Source organism: Psychrobacter sp. AOP7-B1-24, from assembly GCF_052376215.1.
Classification (GTDB): domain Bacteria; phylum Pseudomonadota; class Gammaproteobacteria; order Pseudomonadales; family Moraxellaceae; genus Psychrobacter.
The window spans coordinates 1-17,910 of the sequence record NZ_JBQSVL010000017.1 but is presented as its reverse complement, the minus strand read 5'-3'; the positions used below and the strand labels follow the sequence as shown (position 1 = coordinate 17,910).

General features: G+C 39.8%; 15 protein-coding genes. 8 read left to right on the top strand and 7 right to left on the bottom strand.

Annotation, left to right across the window (positions count from 1 at the left end):
• Nucleotides 1-349: 349 nt before the first annotated feature.
• Nucleotides 350-1,777 carry a GGDEF domain-containing protein gene (locus ACT3QP_RS05655; protein WP_192520375.1) on the top strand — a complete coding sequence of 476 codons (1,428 nt, stop codon included), beginning with the start codon at nt 350-352 and terminating at the stop codon, nt 1,775-1,777.
• A gap of 121 nt (nt 1,778-1,898) precedes the next feature.
• Here the strand turns inward: ACT3QP_RS05655 and truD are convergent, their stop codons facing one another.
• Entirely contained in the window at nt 1,899-3,158 is a 1,260-nt protein-coding gene (gene truD / locus ACT3QP_RS05650; protein WP_444524784.1) for a tRNA pseudouridine(13) synthase TruD, read from the bottom strand.
• Nucleotides 3,159-3,324: 166 nt separating this feature from the next.
• On the opposite strand from truD, the gene ACT3QP_RS05645 reads away from it, so the two are divergent.
• Both ACT3QP_RS05645 and ACT3QP_RS05640 read left to right on the top strand, forming a co-directional pair.
• Nucleotides 3,325-4,980 carry an FAD-dependent oxidoreductase gene (locus ACT3QP_RS05645; protein ID WP_444524783.1) on the top strand — a complete coding sequence of 552 codons (1,656 nt, stop codon included), beginning with the start codon at nt 3,325-3,327 and terminating at the stop codon, nt 4,978-4,980.
• A 98-nt stretch (nt 4,981-5,078) separates the two neighbouring features.
• A complete protein-coding gene (locus ACT3QP_RS05640; RefSeq protein ID WP_444524782.1) occupies nt 5,079-5,660 on the top strand; it encodes a GNAT family N-acetyltransferase in 582 nt (193 codons plus the stop codon).
• Nucleotides 5,661-5,683: 23 nt separating this feature from the next.
• Here the strand turns inward: ACT3QP_RS05640 and ACT3QP_RS05635 are convergent, their stop codons facing one another.
• A complete protein-coding gene (locus ACT3QP_RS05635) occupies nt 5,684-5,896 on the bottom strand; it encodes a hypothetical protein (protein WP_444524781.1) in 213 nt (70 codons plus the stop codon).
• 236 nt (nt 5,897-6,132) lie between these two features.
• Between ACT3QP_RS05635 and ACT3QP_RS05630 the strand changes: the two genes are divergently transcribed.
• The 4 genes from ACT3QP_RS05630 to ACT3QP_RS05615 all read left to right on the top strand — a co-directional run bounded on the left by ACT3QP_RS05630 (nt 6,133) and on the right by ACT3QP_RS05615 (nt 10,912).
• Nucleotides 6,133-6,501, top strand: coding sequence for a hypothetical protein (locus ACT3QP_RS05630; protein WP_444524780.1), 369 nt, complete (start codon nt 6,133-6,135; stop codon nt 6,499-6,501).
• A gap of 276 nt (nt 6,502-6,777) precedes the next feature.
• Nucleotides 6,778-7,839 carry an XAC2610-related protein gene (locus tag ACT3QP_RS05625; protein ID WP_444524779.1) on the top strand — a complete coding sequence of 354 codons (1,062 nt, stop codon included), beginning with the start codon at nt 6,778-6,780 and terminating at the stop codon, nt 7,837-7,839.
• A gap of 100 nt (nt 7,840-7,939) precedes the next feature.
• Nucleotides 7,940-8,866 carry an SDR family NAD(P)-dependent oxidoreductase gene (locus ACT3QP_RS05620; protein WP_444524778.1) on the top strand — a complete coding sequence of 309 codons (927 nt, stop codon included), beginning with the start codon at nt 7,940-7,942 and terminating at the stop codon, nt 8,864-8,866.
• Between the two features lie 213 nt (nt 8,867-9,079).
• The gene (locus tag ACT3QP_RS05615) at nt 9,080-10,912 is read left to right on the top strand and encodes an AMP-binding protein (protein WP_444524777.1); all 1,833 of its coding nucleotides are present in this window, start codon (nt 9,080-9,082) and stop codon (nt 10,910-10,912) included.
• Between the two features lie 111 nt (nt 10,913-11,023).
• On the opposite strand, the gene gorA is transcribed toward ACT3QP_RS05615, so the two are convergent.
• The 4 genes from gorA to ACT3QP_RS05595 form a co-directional block, all read right to left on the bottom strand.
• Nucleotides 11,024-12,388 carry a glutathione-disulfide reductase gene (gene gorA, locus ACT3QP_RS05610; RefSeq protein WP_444524776.1) on the bottom strand — a complete coding sequence of 455 codons (1,365 nt, stop codon included), beginning with the start codon at nt 12,386-12,388 and terminating at the stop codon, nt 11,024-11,026.
• Nucleotides 12,389-12,581: 193 nt separating this feature from the next.
• Nucleotides 12,582-13,034 (bottom strand): threonine/serine exporter family protein, encoded by a 453-nt coding sequence (locus ACT3QP_RS05605; protein WP_444524775.1) that lies wholly within the window; start codon nt 13,032-13,034, stop codon nt 12,582-12,584.
• Nucleotide 13,035: 1 nt separating this feature from the next.
• Nucleotides 13,036-13,836, bottom strand: coding sequence for a threonine/serine ThrE exporter family protein (locus tag ACT3QP_RS05600; RefSeq protein WP_444524774.1), 801 nt, complete (start codon nt 13,834-13,836; stop codon nt 13,036-13,038).
• Between the two features lie 317 nt (nt 13,837-14,153).
• Entirely contained in the window at nt 14,154-14,423 is a 270-nt protein-coding gene (locus tag ACT3QP_RS05595; protein WP_444524773.1) for a hypothetical protein, read from the bottom strand.
• Nucleotides 14,424-14,850: 427 nt separating this feature from the next.
• Here ACT3QP_RS05595 and ACT3QP_RS05590 point away from each other — a divergent pair, with 427 nt between their 5' ends.
• Nucleotides 14,851-15,624, top strand: a complete 774-nt coding sequence (locus ACT3QP_RS05590; RefSeq protein ID WP_444524807.1) for a M48 family metallopeptidase — start codon at nt 14,851-14,853, stop codon at nt 15,622-15,624.
• A gap of 375 nt (nt 15,625-15,999) precedes the next feature.
• Here the strand turns inward: ACT3QP_RS05590 and ACT3QP_RS05585 are convergent, their stop codons facing one another.
• Nucleotides 16,000-17,772, bottom strand: coding sequence for a P-loop NTPase fold protein (locus tag ACT3QP_RS05585; protein WP_444524772.1), 1,773 nt, complete (start codon nt 17,770-17,772; stop codon nt 16,000-16,002).
• Between the last annotated feature and the right edge of the window lie 138 nt (nt 17,773-17,910).

The following is a 17,910-nucleotide window of genomic DNA, read 5'->3' as shown; positions in this document are numbered from 1 at the left end:
ACCGTCTTAAAGTGAAATTGTCTTAGGGCGTATTGAACACGTCCTAGGACTACTCAAAAAATACTTACTAAATCCACTGAAAAACCTCTAATTATCGTTTAATCTTTGGTACTACTTATTTTTAGTATTACTTTTTTTAATATTATTAGTTTTTAACACTACTTGTCTGTGACGCTACTTGAGTTAAGACTTCAATGAAAATAAAGTTCGCTATTAAGCGTCAGTTATTGACGTATGAATGTATCAAGTGGCTTGATAGTTCAAGTGGAACTTGACACACTGCATGGTTTTAACAGACCTTGCTTGCTGGTTTTTAATTCAATAAATTTATTATTTTCGGTAGCCCATTATGGCTGTATCTAAATACTATTTAGGCTACAAAAAGCTTTCTAAAGCTGTTTTTGAATGGCAAGCTGCTGATAGAACATCGCTGCTGGCTTCATTTATGGTAATGGATGTTTTTTCGCATTGGTTGTGGTGTTTATTTGTTTGGTATCAACGCGATGTTTATAGTGCTTTTATTGATATGAGCCTTCTCTATTCGTTGTGGACTGGCGTAACGATGGTCTGTGTTTTTTTGTTATGGATGTCCAGCCGTTTTTCACCAGCCAAAAACCCTCATAACAATTTATATACTTGGCAAGCAGTGCTCATCACTGTTTATAGTGTCTATATTACCTTTATTATAGTCATACTAGGATATAGTAGTTTGGTCACGGGTGTATCCTTGCTTGGTAGTGCGATGTTGGGAATGCTGCTCATACGTCGACGCTATGTTTGGAGAGCTTTTTTAGGGCAGATTATTGCGATATTATTAGTAACACTATTTCCTTATTGTGGCATCACCTTACCCAGTCTGCGTCAAATGAGTGCCATTACTCTTCCTCCTAGTATTCATAGTTATATGACTTATAGTGATATGACAATCATGAAAAACGAAGCATTGAATTGGGAGGGTATCAATTACCTACGTCAATCTTCCAATATTTTGTGGCGTTCTACACATATGTATATGTCGCTACCAAAAGCCATATTTATTATCTATATGTTCCGTACTTTGTTGGTGGTATTAGATAATAGTAGAAAAGAAACCTTGCAACATGCCAATCAAGATGAGCTGACACAACTAAAAAACCGTCGTTATGGTTTGATGCAAATGAAGCAAGCATTGGTGACGATAGAGGAGACGCAAGATATCAGCGTTATTTTATTGGATTTAGATTGGTTTAAGGAGGTCAATGACAACTACGGTCATGATGTGGGCGATCAAGTTTTAATTACAGTAGCACAGACGCTATCACAGTCTTTAACGGACGATATGATTGTCAGCCGATATGGCGGCGAGGAGTTTTTGATTGTACTGCCAGATAAGAGCCATGCCAGCGCTATGGTTATTGCGGAACAATTAAGACGATCTATCGCGGAAAATGTGATTACGGTTGATAATCAAACGACTTTTACTATAACTGCTAGTCTAGGAGTGTATTCGCTGACTTATAAAGAATGTGCCTCTCTTAAGCAAGCGAATCGAGCAGCAGGAAAGACAGAGACAGGATGTGAGCTTGATGAGTCGCAGCCAACCGAATGTTATACTGAAAGCACATTTGATAACCAAACTGAATTCACACAGCTATCTCAGGATATTTGCCAACTATTAATAGGCACTGCGGACAAGGCTCTATATGAAGCCAAGCACCGCGGTCGTAATCAAGTGGTCAGTGCTAATGAGATGTGGGCAGCAGGTGATCATAGGATTAACTCGCTTTATGGTACCTAAATAGCCGATGGTGTTAGTGGTCTCCATGATTGATAGGCCAGTTTTGTCTTTCATATCACCCTTCATTGATTTGATTATCATGTTTGCTAATTGCTAATTGCTAATTGCTAATTGCTAATTGCTAATTGCTAATTGCTAATTGCTTGACTAAGCTTGCTAATACACTTGTGGCAAAGCTACCAGTCGTTAGCGTGAAGCTTAATACCAGTGTTTCCTCACCTTCTTTATCCTGCCATTCCCACGTCAACGCTTCGATAGGTAAGCGTAATGCTCGTCTTTGAGCCTTAATATCACGTTGCTCTAACCCTGCTGCTAGCTGCGTCAATAATGGGCTGTATTTTACAACTTGATGCTCAATATCTGCGGCTACGCTACTGACTTTATCGTTACTCTTGCCCCATAACACAGCCGTTGGATGAATATCGCCAGTGGCTAGTCGTGCGCGTAATGTGTCGTCTATCGCTTCACTGGTGAATATCGATCCTGAACCATCTAGGTTAAATACCTCACCGGCCAAGCCTGTATTCCAGCTTCCATCGCGGACACGCGCTGCCAGTATTTCGTTAAATATCAGGCTGCGTGCAGCAGACAGTTCCATCGTGTTTTGCTCGCGCGGTGCACGCTTGCGTTTACTCTTTTTGGGCTGTGGGCGACTTTCTGGCACTGGACGTGCAAATAGTCTCAAGGCTTCTCTAATATTATTACCATTACGCCCGAAGCGTTGCGGACCAAAATAATTGGGTACACCACTTTTACTAATAGTCGCTAAATGTTGTTCGATAGCTTTCTTTGCAGATAGTAATTGCTCAGGGGTTAAGCGCTCAGTGTCATGCTCTGTAAACTGAATATCACGCAATGTAATCACAAATTGGTTGGCACGATGCGTACCGCGATTGAGTTTTTTGTTATGCCAGTGCTGCGCAAGGATAGTGACAGACTCATTTTCTCCGATATCTACTGGTGCAAATTTAGTAGGCGGCAATTGCTTTTTTGGTATGCGTAAACTAAACCATTGGGTTGTCAGCGCATGACGATCCTTCAATCCTGAGTAGCCAACATCACGTAATGGAATCTCGGCCCACTCTGACAATAGTTTGGCTAGATATGCGGTATTCATGCCTGATTTTTGGATATGTAACCATAGATGCTCACCTTCATCTGTAAAGTCTAACGGCAATATCTCATTGACGATGAAGTCTGTCGTCTTGGCTTTATAAGTGGCTTGTTTTAATAGTGGTAGTACCGGCTGCGGCAATTGTGAGGTATCTGCTGCGGCAGTGATATCGATGTCTGCTACCTCAACTGTCTCATTAGTAAGTGATGTGTGCTCAAAATATGATTGAGAGACCGTCGTTGTAATGTTGTTATCTAGAGAAGTCATAAAATAGTCTGTTGTGTTGGTTATCAGTTTTAGAGGTAAGTGATATAGGTGTTATTTGGCGTTAAGATTACGTTTTGCAACGCAGTAATCCTATAAAAAAACATCGTGTTTCAGATGCGCTTGTTACTATCTATTAATAAAGTATTATAACCATTAAGGAAGACTTATGACTAATGCAACGATTAATACAGTCACCATTGATAAGGCTGATATTCCAAATGGTGGTATGAAGTCATATAAACAAGATGACGATAGTATCATTTTAATCACGCGTGACGACAGCACGTTTCATGCATTCGATGGTAAGTGCCCACATGCTGGCGCAGATCTCGGTAATGGCTTACGTTGTGGCCATCGTGTGGTTTGCCCATGGCATCATGCGACTTTTGACAGTCGTGATGGCACGTTATTAGAGCCAATAGCGATAGAAGGATTGACTCGGTACACAGTGACTGATGAAGGTGACACCTTGTTGATTGATACTTCCGATCAGATCAATGAGCGTGTTGAACGTGATAAGTTGCCTGACACGCATACCATTATCGTTGGTGGTGGCGGTTCTGGATTTATGATTGCACATCAATTGCGCCATACTGGCTATGCAGGTCAGATTACTTTGATCAGTAATGAAGGCAAGGCTCCTTATAATCGACCATTACTTTCTAAAGTATTTTTAGCAGGAAATATGGCCGAAGAAAAGCTACTACTTGGCGGGGCAGATTGGGCACAAAAAAACGATATTAAGCTGAGTTTGAATCAAACGGTCAGCGAAGTGTTACCTAATGAGCGCCGCGTAAATATGGTTGATAGTAATGGCGAAAACGAGGCGATTACAGCGGACTTTTTAGTGGTTGCTACAGGTGCATCTCCTACCAGACCACCCATTAAAGGTGCGGATTTGGATGGTGTTTATACATTACGCAGTATGGAAGATGCCAAATTAATAAAAGCTGCTAGTCATGACCAACGTGTGGTGATTATCGGTACTGGTTTTATCGGTATGGAGGTCGCCTCAGCATTGGCACAAGCGGGCACGACAGCATCAATTACCGTGATTGGCCAAGACAGTCGCGTGATGGGAAACATCGTCTCAGAAACCGTCAGCAATGCGCTGATTAAGCTGCATGAGGAGAACGGCATCAACTTTGTATTTGATGCGACGGTCAATGAAGTAACTGAGGTAAAAAGGGTTGTTAATCAGTCTGAAAATGAAGAACAACAAACCTTTTCACAAGTGGGTGGTGTTACGCTAGCAAGTGGTGAGTATATTGATGCGGACATTGTGATTTTAGGAACAGGTGTATCAGCCAATACCAACCTATTAGCAGAGGTCAATGACCCAGATGGTGTACAAGTGGACAGTACATTACAACTGCGTGATAGTGTTTATGCCTTGGGCGATATCGCCAAAGCATCAGGTCAAATGGGGCGCATGCGTATTGAACACTGGCGCGTGGCATTGCAACATGGTCTTGTGTCTGCCGCTGCGATATTAAAAGATGATTCAGTGGCATCGCTTGATGATCGTGTACCGTTTTTTTGGACCATGCAATACGGTAAAAGCCTACGCTACAGTGGTCATGCACAGACGCCAGATAACAGCATATTATTTGGTACACCAGACACGCTAGATTATATCGAATACTATTTTGATGATAAAAATGAGGACACACGAGCTAGTGCGGCAAGTACGCTTGGACATGACAAAGAGTTAGTTGCTTTCGCTGAGCTATTACGCCGTGGTCACGCACCGACACGTGCTCAGCTCAATGCAGGATTGGATATTATTGAGCAAGCACAGGCATTATCACAATCACATTAAGACAAGCTCTAGCAATTTGCACACTATCAGTATTATTATTGAGGCTGGCTTTATAAATAAAGTCAGCTTTTTTAATATACGGATAGGAGAATAATAATATGCACAAAGATTCTGTGTTTTTACGGCAAGCCACATTGACTGATATTGATGCACTTGAGCAACTGTTAAACCGTTGTTACCGCCAGACAGCAGGGTGGACTAACGAAGCTGATCTCATTGGTGGTATTCGCACGACAGCAGAGGCGCTTACCAACATTATCAATGATCCGAAGCACTACTTTTTTGTATATCCAAAAACCAGTACAGGTACGCGTAATGGAGACGAGACGGGTGAGTTGTTAGCCTGTATCGCTGTGGATATAACCGTCGATGCAGACTTGAGTAAAAAAGCCTATATCGGCATGTTTGCGGTATTGCCTGAGCTACAAGGGCAGGGTATCGGTCATGAAATACTACAAGCCGCCGAAATTTTTGCTAGCCACCATCTGCAGTCACAGGGTCAGCCAAGCCGTTTGACCATGTCTATTTTGAGCCATCGTCCTGAGCTGTTGGCTTACTATGAACGCCGTGGCTATCAGTTAAATGGCAATAAAATGCCGTTTCCAAACGATGGCAATAATGGTGAGCCAAAGCGTGAAGACTTAGAGTTATTAGAACTAGAAAAAGTCACTAATGCGTAAAGGTTAGATATATCAGCAGAATGTTAACGCCAAAAATATCCAAAGGTCATAAATAATCCCACGCTCAATAATAAAAATGCCACAACGATTAAGCGCTTAAACCAGTTAAAAGCTGGCAGGCGCGTGGCATTGTCATCGGACATCAGATAAGCAAATAAACAAAGCAAGCTTGCTGCCAAGGTCATGATACCTAAGCCAATCGGCAATATAAAAAAATACACCTGCCACACAGTCATCTCTCAGCAATCATTATTAAGCGCATGATAGCAGCACTAGGATTATGTTGTCTGTATGAAAGTCACTTAAACTGTATGAAGGTCACTTAAAGCTTCTAAAGCCATTTGCGTAGAAATGATGGAAGTATAAAAAACAGTATAATAAATATAAATAGGCAAATATCGAGAAATTATGTTGGGTTTAAAGTTATAATTCTGTATAGTTCAGGTAACTTTATAGATACATTGAGAGTATTGTGAAAAGTTTTAAAAAGTTAGCAGTAATAGCTGTGTTAACACCATTATTTGTTGCATGTTCAAATTCACCTTCCGAAAGCACAGTGGAAGGGTTGATTGAAGCGCAATATGAGCAAGCCAACAGCATGATGGACGATGCCATGGCAAATGCAGAAAATGATGAAATGGCAAAAGCGATGAGTAGCATGATGGAAGGCATGATGCCTGAGCTTGAAAGCGTCGAGAATATAAATTGTGACACCACTGAAGGTGAGAATACTTATATGTGTACGGCCGATATTACTCAGACGATTGGTGGTAATAGTGCAACCAACAAGACCAGCTTTAAAGTTTATCAAGTAAATGATGAGTGGGTATTGGGTAACTAGGGCGTGTCCTCATTTTAAAAATGGTGATAAAAATGAGATAAACTGCAGTCAAACAAGGAAAATAGCGCAGATAATATCGAGATATTAATCAGCTATTTGACGCCGTTTGGCAAGATTTAGCCATTTTTAACCCATTTAGATGACTATCGATTGAATTGAGGACACGCCCTAAAACTGAGCTATATTTTTAGCACATTTAAAATGTAATGTTCAGATTGAGAAAAGGTCCTAGCACTACATTTGAATGTTTAACAGACTCTAATCACAAGGATAGATATGATTTTGATATGCAACAAGCCATTCAAAAAAACTGCTTTATTGTCGGGGCTGCTGGTTTCGCCACTATTGTCCTATTCGGCCTTGGCGCAAACCTATCAAATCCAAGATTTCTCAGACGATTATTATGCAGTCATTGAGGAAATAGATGGGAATGACTATGGCGATGAAGCAAATAAAATCGTAAAAATTATAGATGAGAAGACACATAAAATCCTTATCAGTCAGCCTGCTAGTATCGATATTAAGTATGAGCTAAGTAATAGCGAAGAACATCAATTGGGTGAAAAAATTAGTGCCAATATCGTCAGTATTCCTTATGGTGAACATAGTGTGTTGATCTATGACGATTTTAATTTTGATGGACAAAAAGATTTAGCGATAAAAGATGGGCGCAATAGTTGCTATGGCGGTCCTTCTTATCAAGTCTATCTAAAAGATGGTAATACTTTTGTTTATAGTCAAGGGTTTACCGAGTTAGCACAGAATTATTGCGGATTTTTTGGTTTTAATAAAACCACGAAAACCTTAGATACCATGAGTAAGAGTGGCGCAGCATGGCATGAATATTCAAAGTATAAAGTAATCGATAATCAGCCAGTGGCTGTGCATGTGCTTGTAGAAGAATATAATTCAAAAGGATTAATCTCTATCACCGAGAGCACAAGAGTTAATGGTGAAATGGTAGAAGATAGCTATGAGATGCTACCTGAGTACGATGACGAAAGCCACGATGGTACATTGCCTTTCGTTTACAAGTTAGATTTAGACAATGGTAAAAAAATGGTCTTAAATAACACTTATAACGAGGAAGGTGAGCAGATGTATTATGCCTTTGCCGATAAAAATGACAGAATTGAGCTGTATTATGATGGGCAATTTGTTTATGACACGGCTAAAAAAACACTTAGCTTTCTCAATAAGCCTGTGGTTTATCAGATCAATAAGCAAGGCATTACAGTGAGACAATCTAACAAGAGCGTTTTACTCAAGTCAGTGCCACAGAGCGAGCAGGGTAGTCTAGAAAATCTTGGGCAGTTTAATAATGTGAGCATTAAATAATTTATAAAACTAGGGCGTGTCATAAATTGCATTAATGTGCTAATTGATGGCACGCTCTAATAGCACATATTCAATATAACTCACACATTATTGACCAATTATGAACCAGTATAGTCCACATACAGACAAAGGCCATAAGCAACGGTTGAGCACTAGACTGCTTGAGAGACTGCTCTTTCCAAGCTGTAGTTTATCCAGTAAAGAAAAGCAGCGATTGGCTCATGAGATAGCTGGTAAAACCATACTCATTACAGGTGCAAGTTATGGTATCGGTGAGCAGCTTGCTTATCTGTTGGCAAGCTTAACCACACCAGATAATAGACAGAATGAACAACTGAAGCCTGTTAAATTAATACTAGTCGGTAGAACCACGGAAAAGTTAGAGCAAGTACAAGCTCACATTTATCAAACCCATGCATCAGCCAGTATCTATCCTATAGATTTAAGAGATGATGAATCACTCGAACGCTGCATCCAGTTTTTACAAACGCTTAGCGTAGACATTTTTATTAATAATGCTGGCCAATCCATTATGCGCTCTGTCATGGATTCTCTTGAGCGCGGTCACGATTATGAGCGCACTATCAGTCTAAATTATCTAGCGCCTGTTAAATTATGCTTAGGTCTGATACCTCAGCTTGGTATCAATCAAGGGCATATCATCAACGTATCCGCACTCAATGTATTGCTACCACCGATGCCTAAATGGTCTGCTTATCAAGCCTCTAAGTCTGCTTTTGATCAGTGGTTTCGGTCAGTGTCACCAGAATTATATGCGCAAAAAATAACGACCAGTACGTTGTATTTGCCTTTGGTTCGCACTCGTATGATCGCGCCAACGGCTATCTATCAATCTGCTCCTACCATGACTACTGAGCAAGTCGCCGCGCTCATTAGTAGGCTTATCATTCATAAAAAAACCAGTTTTAAGCCTTGGTGGTTATATCCTGTCGAGATTCTAGCATTGCTATTCAAAAGACCGTTAGAGCTTTGTGTTCGCAGTTATTATCGGCACCAGTCACGCTAGGGTGTGCCCTCAATCCAATCGATAGTCATCTAAATGTGTTAAAAAGGGCTAAACCCTGCCAAATAGCTGACTAATATCTCGATATTATTTGTGCTATTTTCCTTGTTTGACTGCAATTTATTTCATTTTTATCACCATCTGTGAAATGAGGGCATGGCCTAATAAAAAGGCATTAGCCTTCAAGGTCTAACAGCAAAGAATAGAGACTTATCAATGTCTAATAGCCATCAGAAGCAGAGTAACAAACAGCAGAGTCAAGATGAAAGTAGCCAGTTAACATCATCATGGCTGGGGTGGATATTTACCAGTATTCGCAACTTGTACCGTATCGGTCTGCTAACACCGAAAGGTATTTTTTGCGCCACCAGATCCATTTATAAGCATGGCGCAAACCTGATGGTCTTGCTCGAATTTGCTAGCCATGTTGCACCCAATAGAAGCACGCTAAATCAACAGTACAGCTATCAACAGAGTTATGAATTAGCCCTGTCATTAGCGGCTTATCTCAATGAAAAGTTACAGATGAGCAGTCGTGCTAAGACTAGCAACCATTCACACTATAAAGCAAAAGTGGCGCTACTCTGCACCAATCATAGCAGTAGCGTCTTGGCTTTATTTGCAGCTGCACGTACTGGCGCTGATATCACTTTGCTCAATACCGATATGAGTCATAGTCAAATCGAGCAAATTATTGAGCAGCAAGCATACGATATGCTTATCTGTGATGATGAATTTATCAGCATTGTCTCAAAGGTATCAGCGCTTAAATCAGAGACGGTGCCAATAGTAATTAGTACCGAAGCAGTGAACCAGTTTCTTGCTGCAAGCTTTGAAAACATAGAGTTAGCGGCTCAGCAGGGATTCGCTAAGCATAGAAAAAACGGCCATAAACTCGCACGCCAGTCATCAGGTAAAATAAATGTCCTAACAGGCGGTACCAGTGGCCGTATTAAATTTGCCAAGCGTGAGCCGTCACCGCTTGCGATGCTTATGCCGTTTCTGGCATTGTTGAATGAAGTAGAATTGGCTAAATATCACTCTGTCTATATTGCCGTGCCCTTTTATCATGGCTATGGATTGTCGGCACTCATTATCTCCATACTGCTCTCTGCTCGTATCTTTATCAGTGATAAATTTAATAGCACTGAAGCCAGTCATTTGGTTTGTCATAATCAGATTGAAACGCTTATTTTAGTACCAACGATGCTCAAGCGCTTGCTTAATTACGACAAACTCAAACAGCGCGAATATGCTCAGCTCAAAATTAGAGAAGATAAAGACGCTATTTATCATCCAATTTATCATCCAATTTTCCTTTCTGTTCGGCGGATAATCTCAGGTGGTGCTAAGCTCGACGCCAATCTTGCTAAGCAGACGTTGGCTCATACTGGTGATACTTTGTTTAATCTCTATGGCACCTCTGAATCAGGTTTCGGAGTCATGGCAACTCCCGCTGATTTACACCGCTATCCTGATAGCATTGGTAAGGCGATCAAGGGCGTACGTCTACAAATATTACCGATTGAAAGGATTTCAAACACTGACACTAAAAAATCGTCATCAGATGACGCTATAGGCGTTTTAAACCTCATTACGGCATGGTCAATGGATAATAAATCCGTGACCAATACTGCTACAAATATCAGTGCGACCAGCTATATCAGTACAGGTGATTTGGTCTATCGCAATGCAGCAGGGTATTTATTCCTAAAAGGTCGTGCGGACGACATGATCGTATCTGGTGGTGAAAACGTGTATCCGCTAGATATTGAAAATGCGCTCAAACAACATCCGCAGATTGAACAAGTTGCCGTCATTGCGATAGACAATAATGAGTTTGGCAAGCGGCTAGTCGCTTTTGTCAGTTTGGTTGGCGATAACCCACCAATGAATAACGAACAACTGATGCAATGGCTCAAACCTAAGCTAGCACGTTATCAGCTGCCTCAGCAGATTATATTAATAGAAAGTTTGCCTATGACTAAGACGGGGAAGGTGAGTTATGCAAAACTTAAAGAGTGGTTTTATAGTAAATCGATAATTTAAGTATACTAAGACACTTCATTATTTAGGTTGTGGAGCCCAAACTAAAAAGGCCACTCGATTTAGAGTAGCCTTTTACTTTTAGCTCAGATAATAAGTTTAGCGCATCATCAACTAACGCATCGTCACAAACTCTTCTGAACCAGTTGGATGAATGGCAACGGTATTATCAAAGTCCGCTTTCGTCGCGCCCATTTTGATAGCGACGGCAAAGCCTTGAATCATCTCATCAACACCAAAACCAATACCATGCAGGCCAATGACTTTTTCGTCATCGCCTAAGCACACAAGCTTCATGGTGCATTTTTGGCGATGCTGGGTAACGGCACTGTACATATCGGTAAACGTTGATGAGTAGCATTTGATATTGTCTTTACCAAATTGATTAATGGCATCAATTTCAGACAAGCCAATGGTACCAATAGCTGGATGCGTGAAAATAACCGTCGGTATTAAGGTATAGTCTAAATGTTCATCATGCTTGTTGTTAAACAAACGCTCTGATAAGCGGCGACCAGCGGCAATCGCTACAGGTGTTAGATCTACGCTGTTTTCGATAATATCGCCAACTGCATAGATGTTATCGACATTGGTGTTTTGGAATTTATCGACTTTAATCTTACCAGTCTCAGTCGTCGCGACGCCTGTTACTTGCAGATTGATACCGTCTGTCGATGGCGCACGACCAATCGCCCAAATCAAGCAGTCTACGGTATCGATACGATCTTCATTGCCATTATTAGTAGTTAAGTCGAGGCTGTCATCATCATTTTTATTAACTTCGTTGATCACGGTATTGGTATGTAGTTGAATACCAGCTTGCTCCATTTCTATCAGTAAGGTTTCTACAATCGTATGGTCAAATGCACGTAGGGGCGAGTGTTTACGCACGTACAAATGCACTTCAGCACCCAGACTGTTTAATACGCCCGCGATTTCGACAGCGATATAGCCTGCACCCACAATCGCTACGCGTTTTGGTAAATGGTTCAAGGCAAAAAATCCATCAGAATCGATGCCGTATTCTGCGCCTTTGATGTTTGGTTGAATCGGATGACCGCCCGTGGCAATCAAGATATGGTCCGCAGTAATGAGTTCGCCATTGACTTCTACGGTATTGGTATCAACAAATTTGGCAAAGCCTTTAATGACTTCTACACCATTTTTGGCCAAGTTATTGTCGTAAGAGCGGTGAATGTTTTCGATGTATTGTTGACGGCTTTGTACCAGCTTCTGAAAATCAAAGCCTTTAAAATCTACATCAAACCCATAATCTGGTGCATATTTATGAATGGCTTCTGCCACCTGCGCACCATACCACATTACTTTTTTTGGTACACAGCCCAAATTCACACAAGTACCACCCAGTTGGTTGGCTTCGATAATGGCGCATTTTTTGCCATAGCTTGCTGCACGGTTGATTGAGGCAATACCACCGCTGCCGCCGCCAATGGCGATATAGTCATAATGTTTGGTCATAATGGGGTCTCTTTATTAAGTGATTATTGATGCAGTTTTCAAGTGTATTGTTTTGAATACGATTGTTTTGGACTCTACTGTAATGGGTATTATCATTCATCTTACAAGTTTTTATGCTCAAGATGGGTTGAACCGCTTAGATATGAGCATTATTTAGCCAGAAACAGCTTAATATTTAGATATTTAAACTTATCTAAACAATAGCACGGCGTCTATAAAATAACAGCCCAGGAATGGACAAGCCTAGTACCAATCCAGAAGTGACAAATAAAGCTTCAAATAAATAGACCATCATTTGACTAAATAGTGCATCTGAATAGCCAAAATAGCCAATCTGCACCATACTGACCATTGCCTTATACGCGGCGATACCGGGCATCATACAAATCACACTTGGCGAAATGAGTGCTTTGGGGGGTAGAGTATATTTTTTAGAAAAATACACACCCAAAAAGCTGGCGAGCATGGCGCCAAAAAAGCTAGCAACCATGAGGTGAATATGCTGATGGACAAGAGCGGTTTTTAGCCCAAACCCAAACGCCGTCATGAGTAAACAAGGCAAAATATAACGTCTGGGTACAGTGAACATTAGTGTCCAACCGAGGGTAATGATGCAAGATAGGACAACGGTTTTAATGAACCACATCTTAAAACCCCCAGTGCTGTATTCGAAGTAAAATAAGCGCCAATACAATACCAACGCACGAAGACAAGGTTAGCATGTAAGTAAAAACAGCACGCCCAACCCCAATATTGACATAGCCTTTTAAAATGTCTGATAGCGAGTTAATGAGTGGAAAGCTAGGTACCAGTAGTAATACACTGGATGCAACCGCAATATCGGCACTATTGCCCACATCAAAATAATAGGTGGTTGAGCCAATTAAAGAGGCAATAAATGCCGTCACAATAACCGTGATAAAGGGATTGAAATGGTGTTTGGACAGATAGATACGGGTCAGCATCGCAACCATACCTGCAACGAAAGTCACTGCGGTAATTGACCAATTGCCATCATTGAGATAAGCAAACGCGGCACAAGACACGCCCACAAACAGACATACTATCCACGTTGGATACACTGTTTTATCTAGCTCATCAAAGGCGAGAATGGTGCGCTCAGTCAGCTCTGAAGTTAGCTTGTCATCGTTAGTAGCGGCTTCGGTCTTATTGACTATTTGCTGAATTTGTACCAATAAATTGACATGAATGCTTTGGTTGATGGTGTCTCTGGTGGTGGTGATACAGCGCTCATCACAGATGGTTGTTAGCGTTAGAGCGTTAAAATTGAGCGAACATTCTACGCTATTCATCCCCAATGCAACGCCTAAGCGTTTAGACAAGTCCACCACCACGGCAGACTCGGCACCATATTGCATAAGGAGTAATCCGCAGCGCACGCATAGTCGGGTAATGTGCTGCTGCTGTACGTAACTGATTGAAGTCATGGGTTAGATACGCAGGTTGGTTGGTATGGATACGTTATTATAAAGGGTATAGATGTAATGAGCAGACATTATGACATTATATTGAAAGCTAAGATAAAGTATAAGGTTTTTTGGCAAAAAGAATAAAATGCTTATAGCTGTTTTGATGCTTAATAAGAAGACGGTAGATACGGGGTTAATGAATGTTTCGACAAAGCTTATCTAACTTCCGAAAAATGTCTAACTTGTAGGTTGGATAGCGTTAGTGATAACCACCCAATAAAAAAGACCGCTTCCTAAAAAGTGGTCTTTTTTAATAACTGTCTAAAAAATACGAATCAGTGCGAATGACCATGGCCTTCAGGTTTTTCGTAGCCTTTTGCACTCATACATGCATCTAATTTTTTCATGTCACTTTGACTTGGGCGACTGTCTTTAGACATTTTTACGCCAGCTTTTTTAGCGCAATCATCCATGGCTTTTTTCATGTCAGCTGACATCGCTGGTTTTTGTTGATTGTGACTGTGATTGCTTTCTGACGTTCCGCTTGACGCACAGGCGCTTACACCAACAGTAGATGCTAAGATGATGAATAATAGTTTTTTCATATGAAATCCTTAATGAGGTATTTTATATAGCTCTAGTTCACGAATGCCGTTGAACTGATTAAATGATAATGCAATCGCAGTTTAAATACATTTAACAAAAGATTAAGAAAGGTAACGCAACAGAATAGGACAAATAGTTGATTCATGTGAGTATTGATAAACAAATATTTAACACTTGCAAATTAAGTAACGTTTTCGGCACTCAAGGAATAAATGATAGCCCGCTAATTAGTAGACTTTTGTGTCCTTTAATGGTAATCTCCTCCGATAATTCAGACACATTATTTACAATCTAGTTACATTAGCAGTTACACCTACTTTTAAGTAGTGTCATGCATGACATAAACTTTGGTAATGGGCTTTGATTTTATCTATTTACTTTAACCATACCTTTCAACTTGGACGTCTAATGACAACTTTTAATAAAATGAAAAATGTTCTATTGCTAACGACTATTACTAGTTTGGTGGGCTGTACTACTGTCGCCGATATGGCAGGGTACGATACTGCTAGCCTAAATAGCGATGCGGCGAAAAGTTACTCTCAAGTGGTTTCTAGTGCTAAGAGTCAAGGCGCAGTAGATAATACTTCTTCGACTGCCATTCGAGTTAAGAAAGTCTTTAACCGTATAAAGCCTTACGCTGTTCAAGCTAATACAACAGGCGTGCCTTTTGATTGGCAGATCACTGTTATACGCTCACCTGAATTAAATGCTTGGGCAATGCCTGGTGGCAAAATGGCTTTTTACACAGGTATTGTAGAGACGCTAAAGCTAACTGATGCAGAAATCGCTGCAATTATGGGACACGAAATGACCCATGCATTGTCTGAGCACAGTAAAAAGGACGCAGGGCAAAAGGTTCTGACCGGTTTAGCGATGCAATTAGGTGGTGCGCAACTACAGTCAAAAACAGGGTTAAGTGATGATTCGCTAGGTTTGATTAGTGACTTAGGTATTGATAAGCCGTTTTCTCGTAGTCAAGAATCAGAAGCTGATGCGGGTGGTTTACGTTTGATGGCTCAGGCAGGCTATAATCCAGCATCTGCCGTTTCAGTATGGGAAAAAATGGAAGCCGAAAATGGTCGTAGCAGCACTTTAGCTACGTTGACATCTACGCATCCAAACTCTGGGCAGCGTATCGCTAAAATTAAAGCACTTTTGCCTGAAGTGACACCAATTTATCAAGCGGCTATTAAATAAGGCATTTAGTGGTAAGTAGTTCGTTAGATAATATTTAAAAAAGCAAGTCGCAAGACTTGCTTTTTTTGTAGAGAAATATTGAGCAGTGGCTGATTTGATTTTGAAATTACGTCATGATGTTGAATTTTCTATATCTAACAACTAAATATCGGAGCCAATTCCGCTTTTTACTTATATCTTGGATAACACAGTGACGGGTGCTAAAGTCAGAGTCCTTCCAGCATTCGAGTGACCGCCTCTAGCCAAGCACCCACAGCCCTGTGCATCATCAAGGATACCGCTATAATCGCGGCTAAACCACGTCTCAATGCGACTATTTGGTATTAAGTATAGTTTACTCTCTTGTTGTGTCATAAAATTTATTGAACCCAAGAGCTAAGTTAAATTATCTGTTAAGTTGTTGGTATGTTCTAACCACATTTTTACGGAAGGTTCGCTGTTTGGGTTGTTTTCAATCTTTTCTTGAAGTAACTCTAATATCCATAATCTGACATCCTCTCTTTTACCTTCAATCTCATTCAAGCTTGGATGAAGTAATATTGAATGAATAAATAATTTACGATTCCCTAAAATCATGTCGATATTTGTCCAAATTACTCTTCTCAACATATATTTATCAACTAATTTCAGTATATTTCCATCACTAGGATTGTATACACTGCGATTGCTTTTATGAAAATCTAAAAATATAGATGACACAATATCAGAGCTGATATTATTAGTTTTATAATCATTTATTGTATTAACAGTAAAGTCATAAAACCGATCATTTTCCTTTCTGCCAAAGGAGTAAAAGTCATCAATAGAGACCCTTATTTGATGATGGTTAATACTATTTGTGATATGTCGTTTTATATGTGCTTCTAGCTGACTAGCCAAATCCTTTTTATTACATATTTCGAGAATATCACAGTAAAAACTTAAGTTATTGAGTTGTGTTCTTCCTACCTTAGCGCAGGCTGTATAGTATAAGCGCTCTGCAAAGTGAGGCTCTATTTCCATACTATGAAACTCATTTAAAATATCAGAAATTAGTCTATCAGTCATTAATTTTTCTTCAGTAATCCTGTCCTTTTCTATAAGGTTGCTAGTGGCTTCTTTATCGAAATCTAACTCTGTAATCCAAGATACAACAATTTCTCCCCAATCTGAGATCTCAAAATAATTATAAAATGGATGAATGGAATCATTAATCTTATTAAATTTAGCTATATTATCTGGAATCTCATTTTGTTCTTTATAAGCATTTTGTTTTTTGTAGCCTCTAAAATTCTTAATGTTTTTAGAGTTGAAGCTATCAATAAAAAATTTAAAATCAACGTCATCACCTAGCGCTGATGGCATATCATATGCCATTCGTATTATTAAGATAAATCTCAATATTTGCTCTTTACTTAACTGTGATAATGAATGAAAAGACTTATCAAAGAGTTTAAAGGACCTATCAACCCGTTGGTAGAACCGTAAGTTCTTTATTTCAATAATTTCATAAAATTGCTCATATATTGTAAAGACCTTACTATCTACGATGCTTTTGATAATAGATAGCGAGTTATCTAAAACAAGCAATTCATCGAAAACTTTCTCCTTATGCTTATCGAAATAATCTTTATCTTCTGATTGCTCGTTGTGTAATATCATAACAATTTGGCACTTACGTTCATTTTTAAGATAATTCACCAAACCCATTATTTCTGACATTGGTAAGTTATCTGATTTCCTTTCTATGTCGTCTAAGCAAACCAATGTATTCTTGAGATGTGAAAAAATAACATTGGTAATAATATTATTACCAAGATTCAGTCCTATGCGTACATCAGAAGTAGTTCCAATGCTACTACCTGTCAGGGATGATAGAAGCCTTTTAGTAGGTTTGAGGATGTCTTTCTTCCATATATTGTCGTTAATCCCTACTGATTTATGCACTTCTATAGCAATTGTAGATTTTAGGCTTGCTAATGAATCCAGACCAAATAAAGAAACGTATGCATATTTTTTACCAGAAAACACTTCTTTATTTTCATCGCGGATTTTGTCCCATAGGTGTGTCTTACCGACACCCCACTCACCAGTTAACGCAATAGCCCATGGTTTTTCGTTATCAATAAGTTTTATAAGTCGATTCTCAAGATTCTCAACATTTGCCATTGCTTATTGCCTTACATATGTTCTTAAAATAACGATTATATTAACACCAAAATAAAACTTCCACCCAACAAAAAAAGCCACTCCCTAAAGAGTGACCTTTTATCAATCATAACTAACGGTATTAGCTCACTTCTTTCA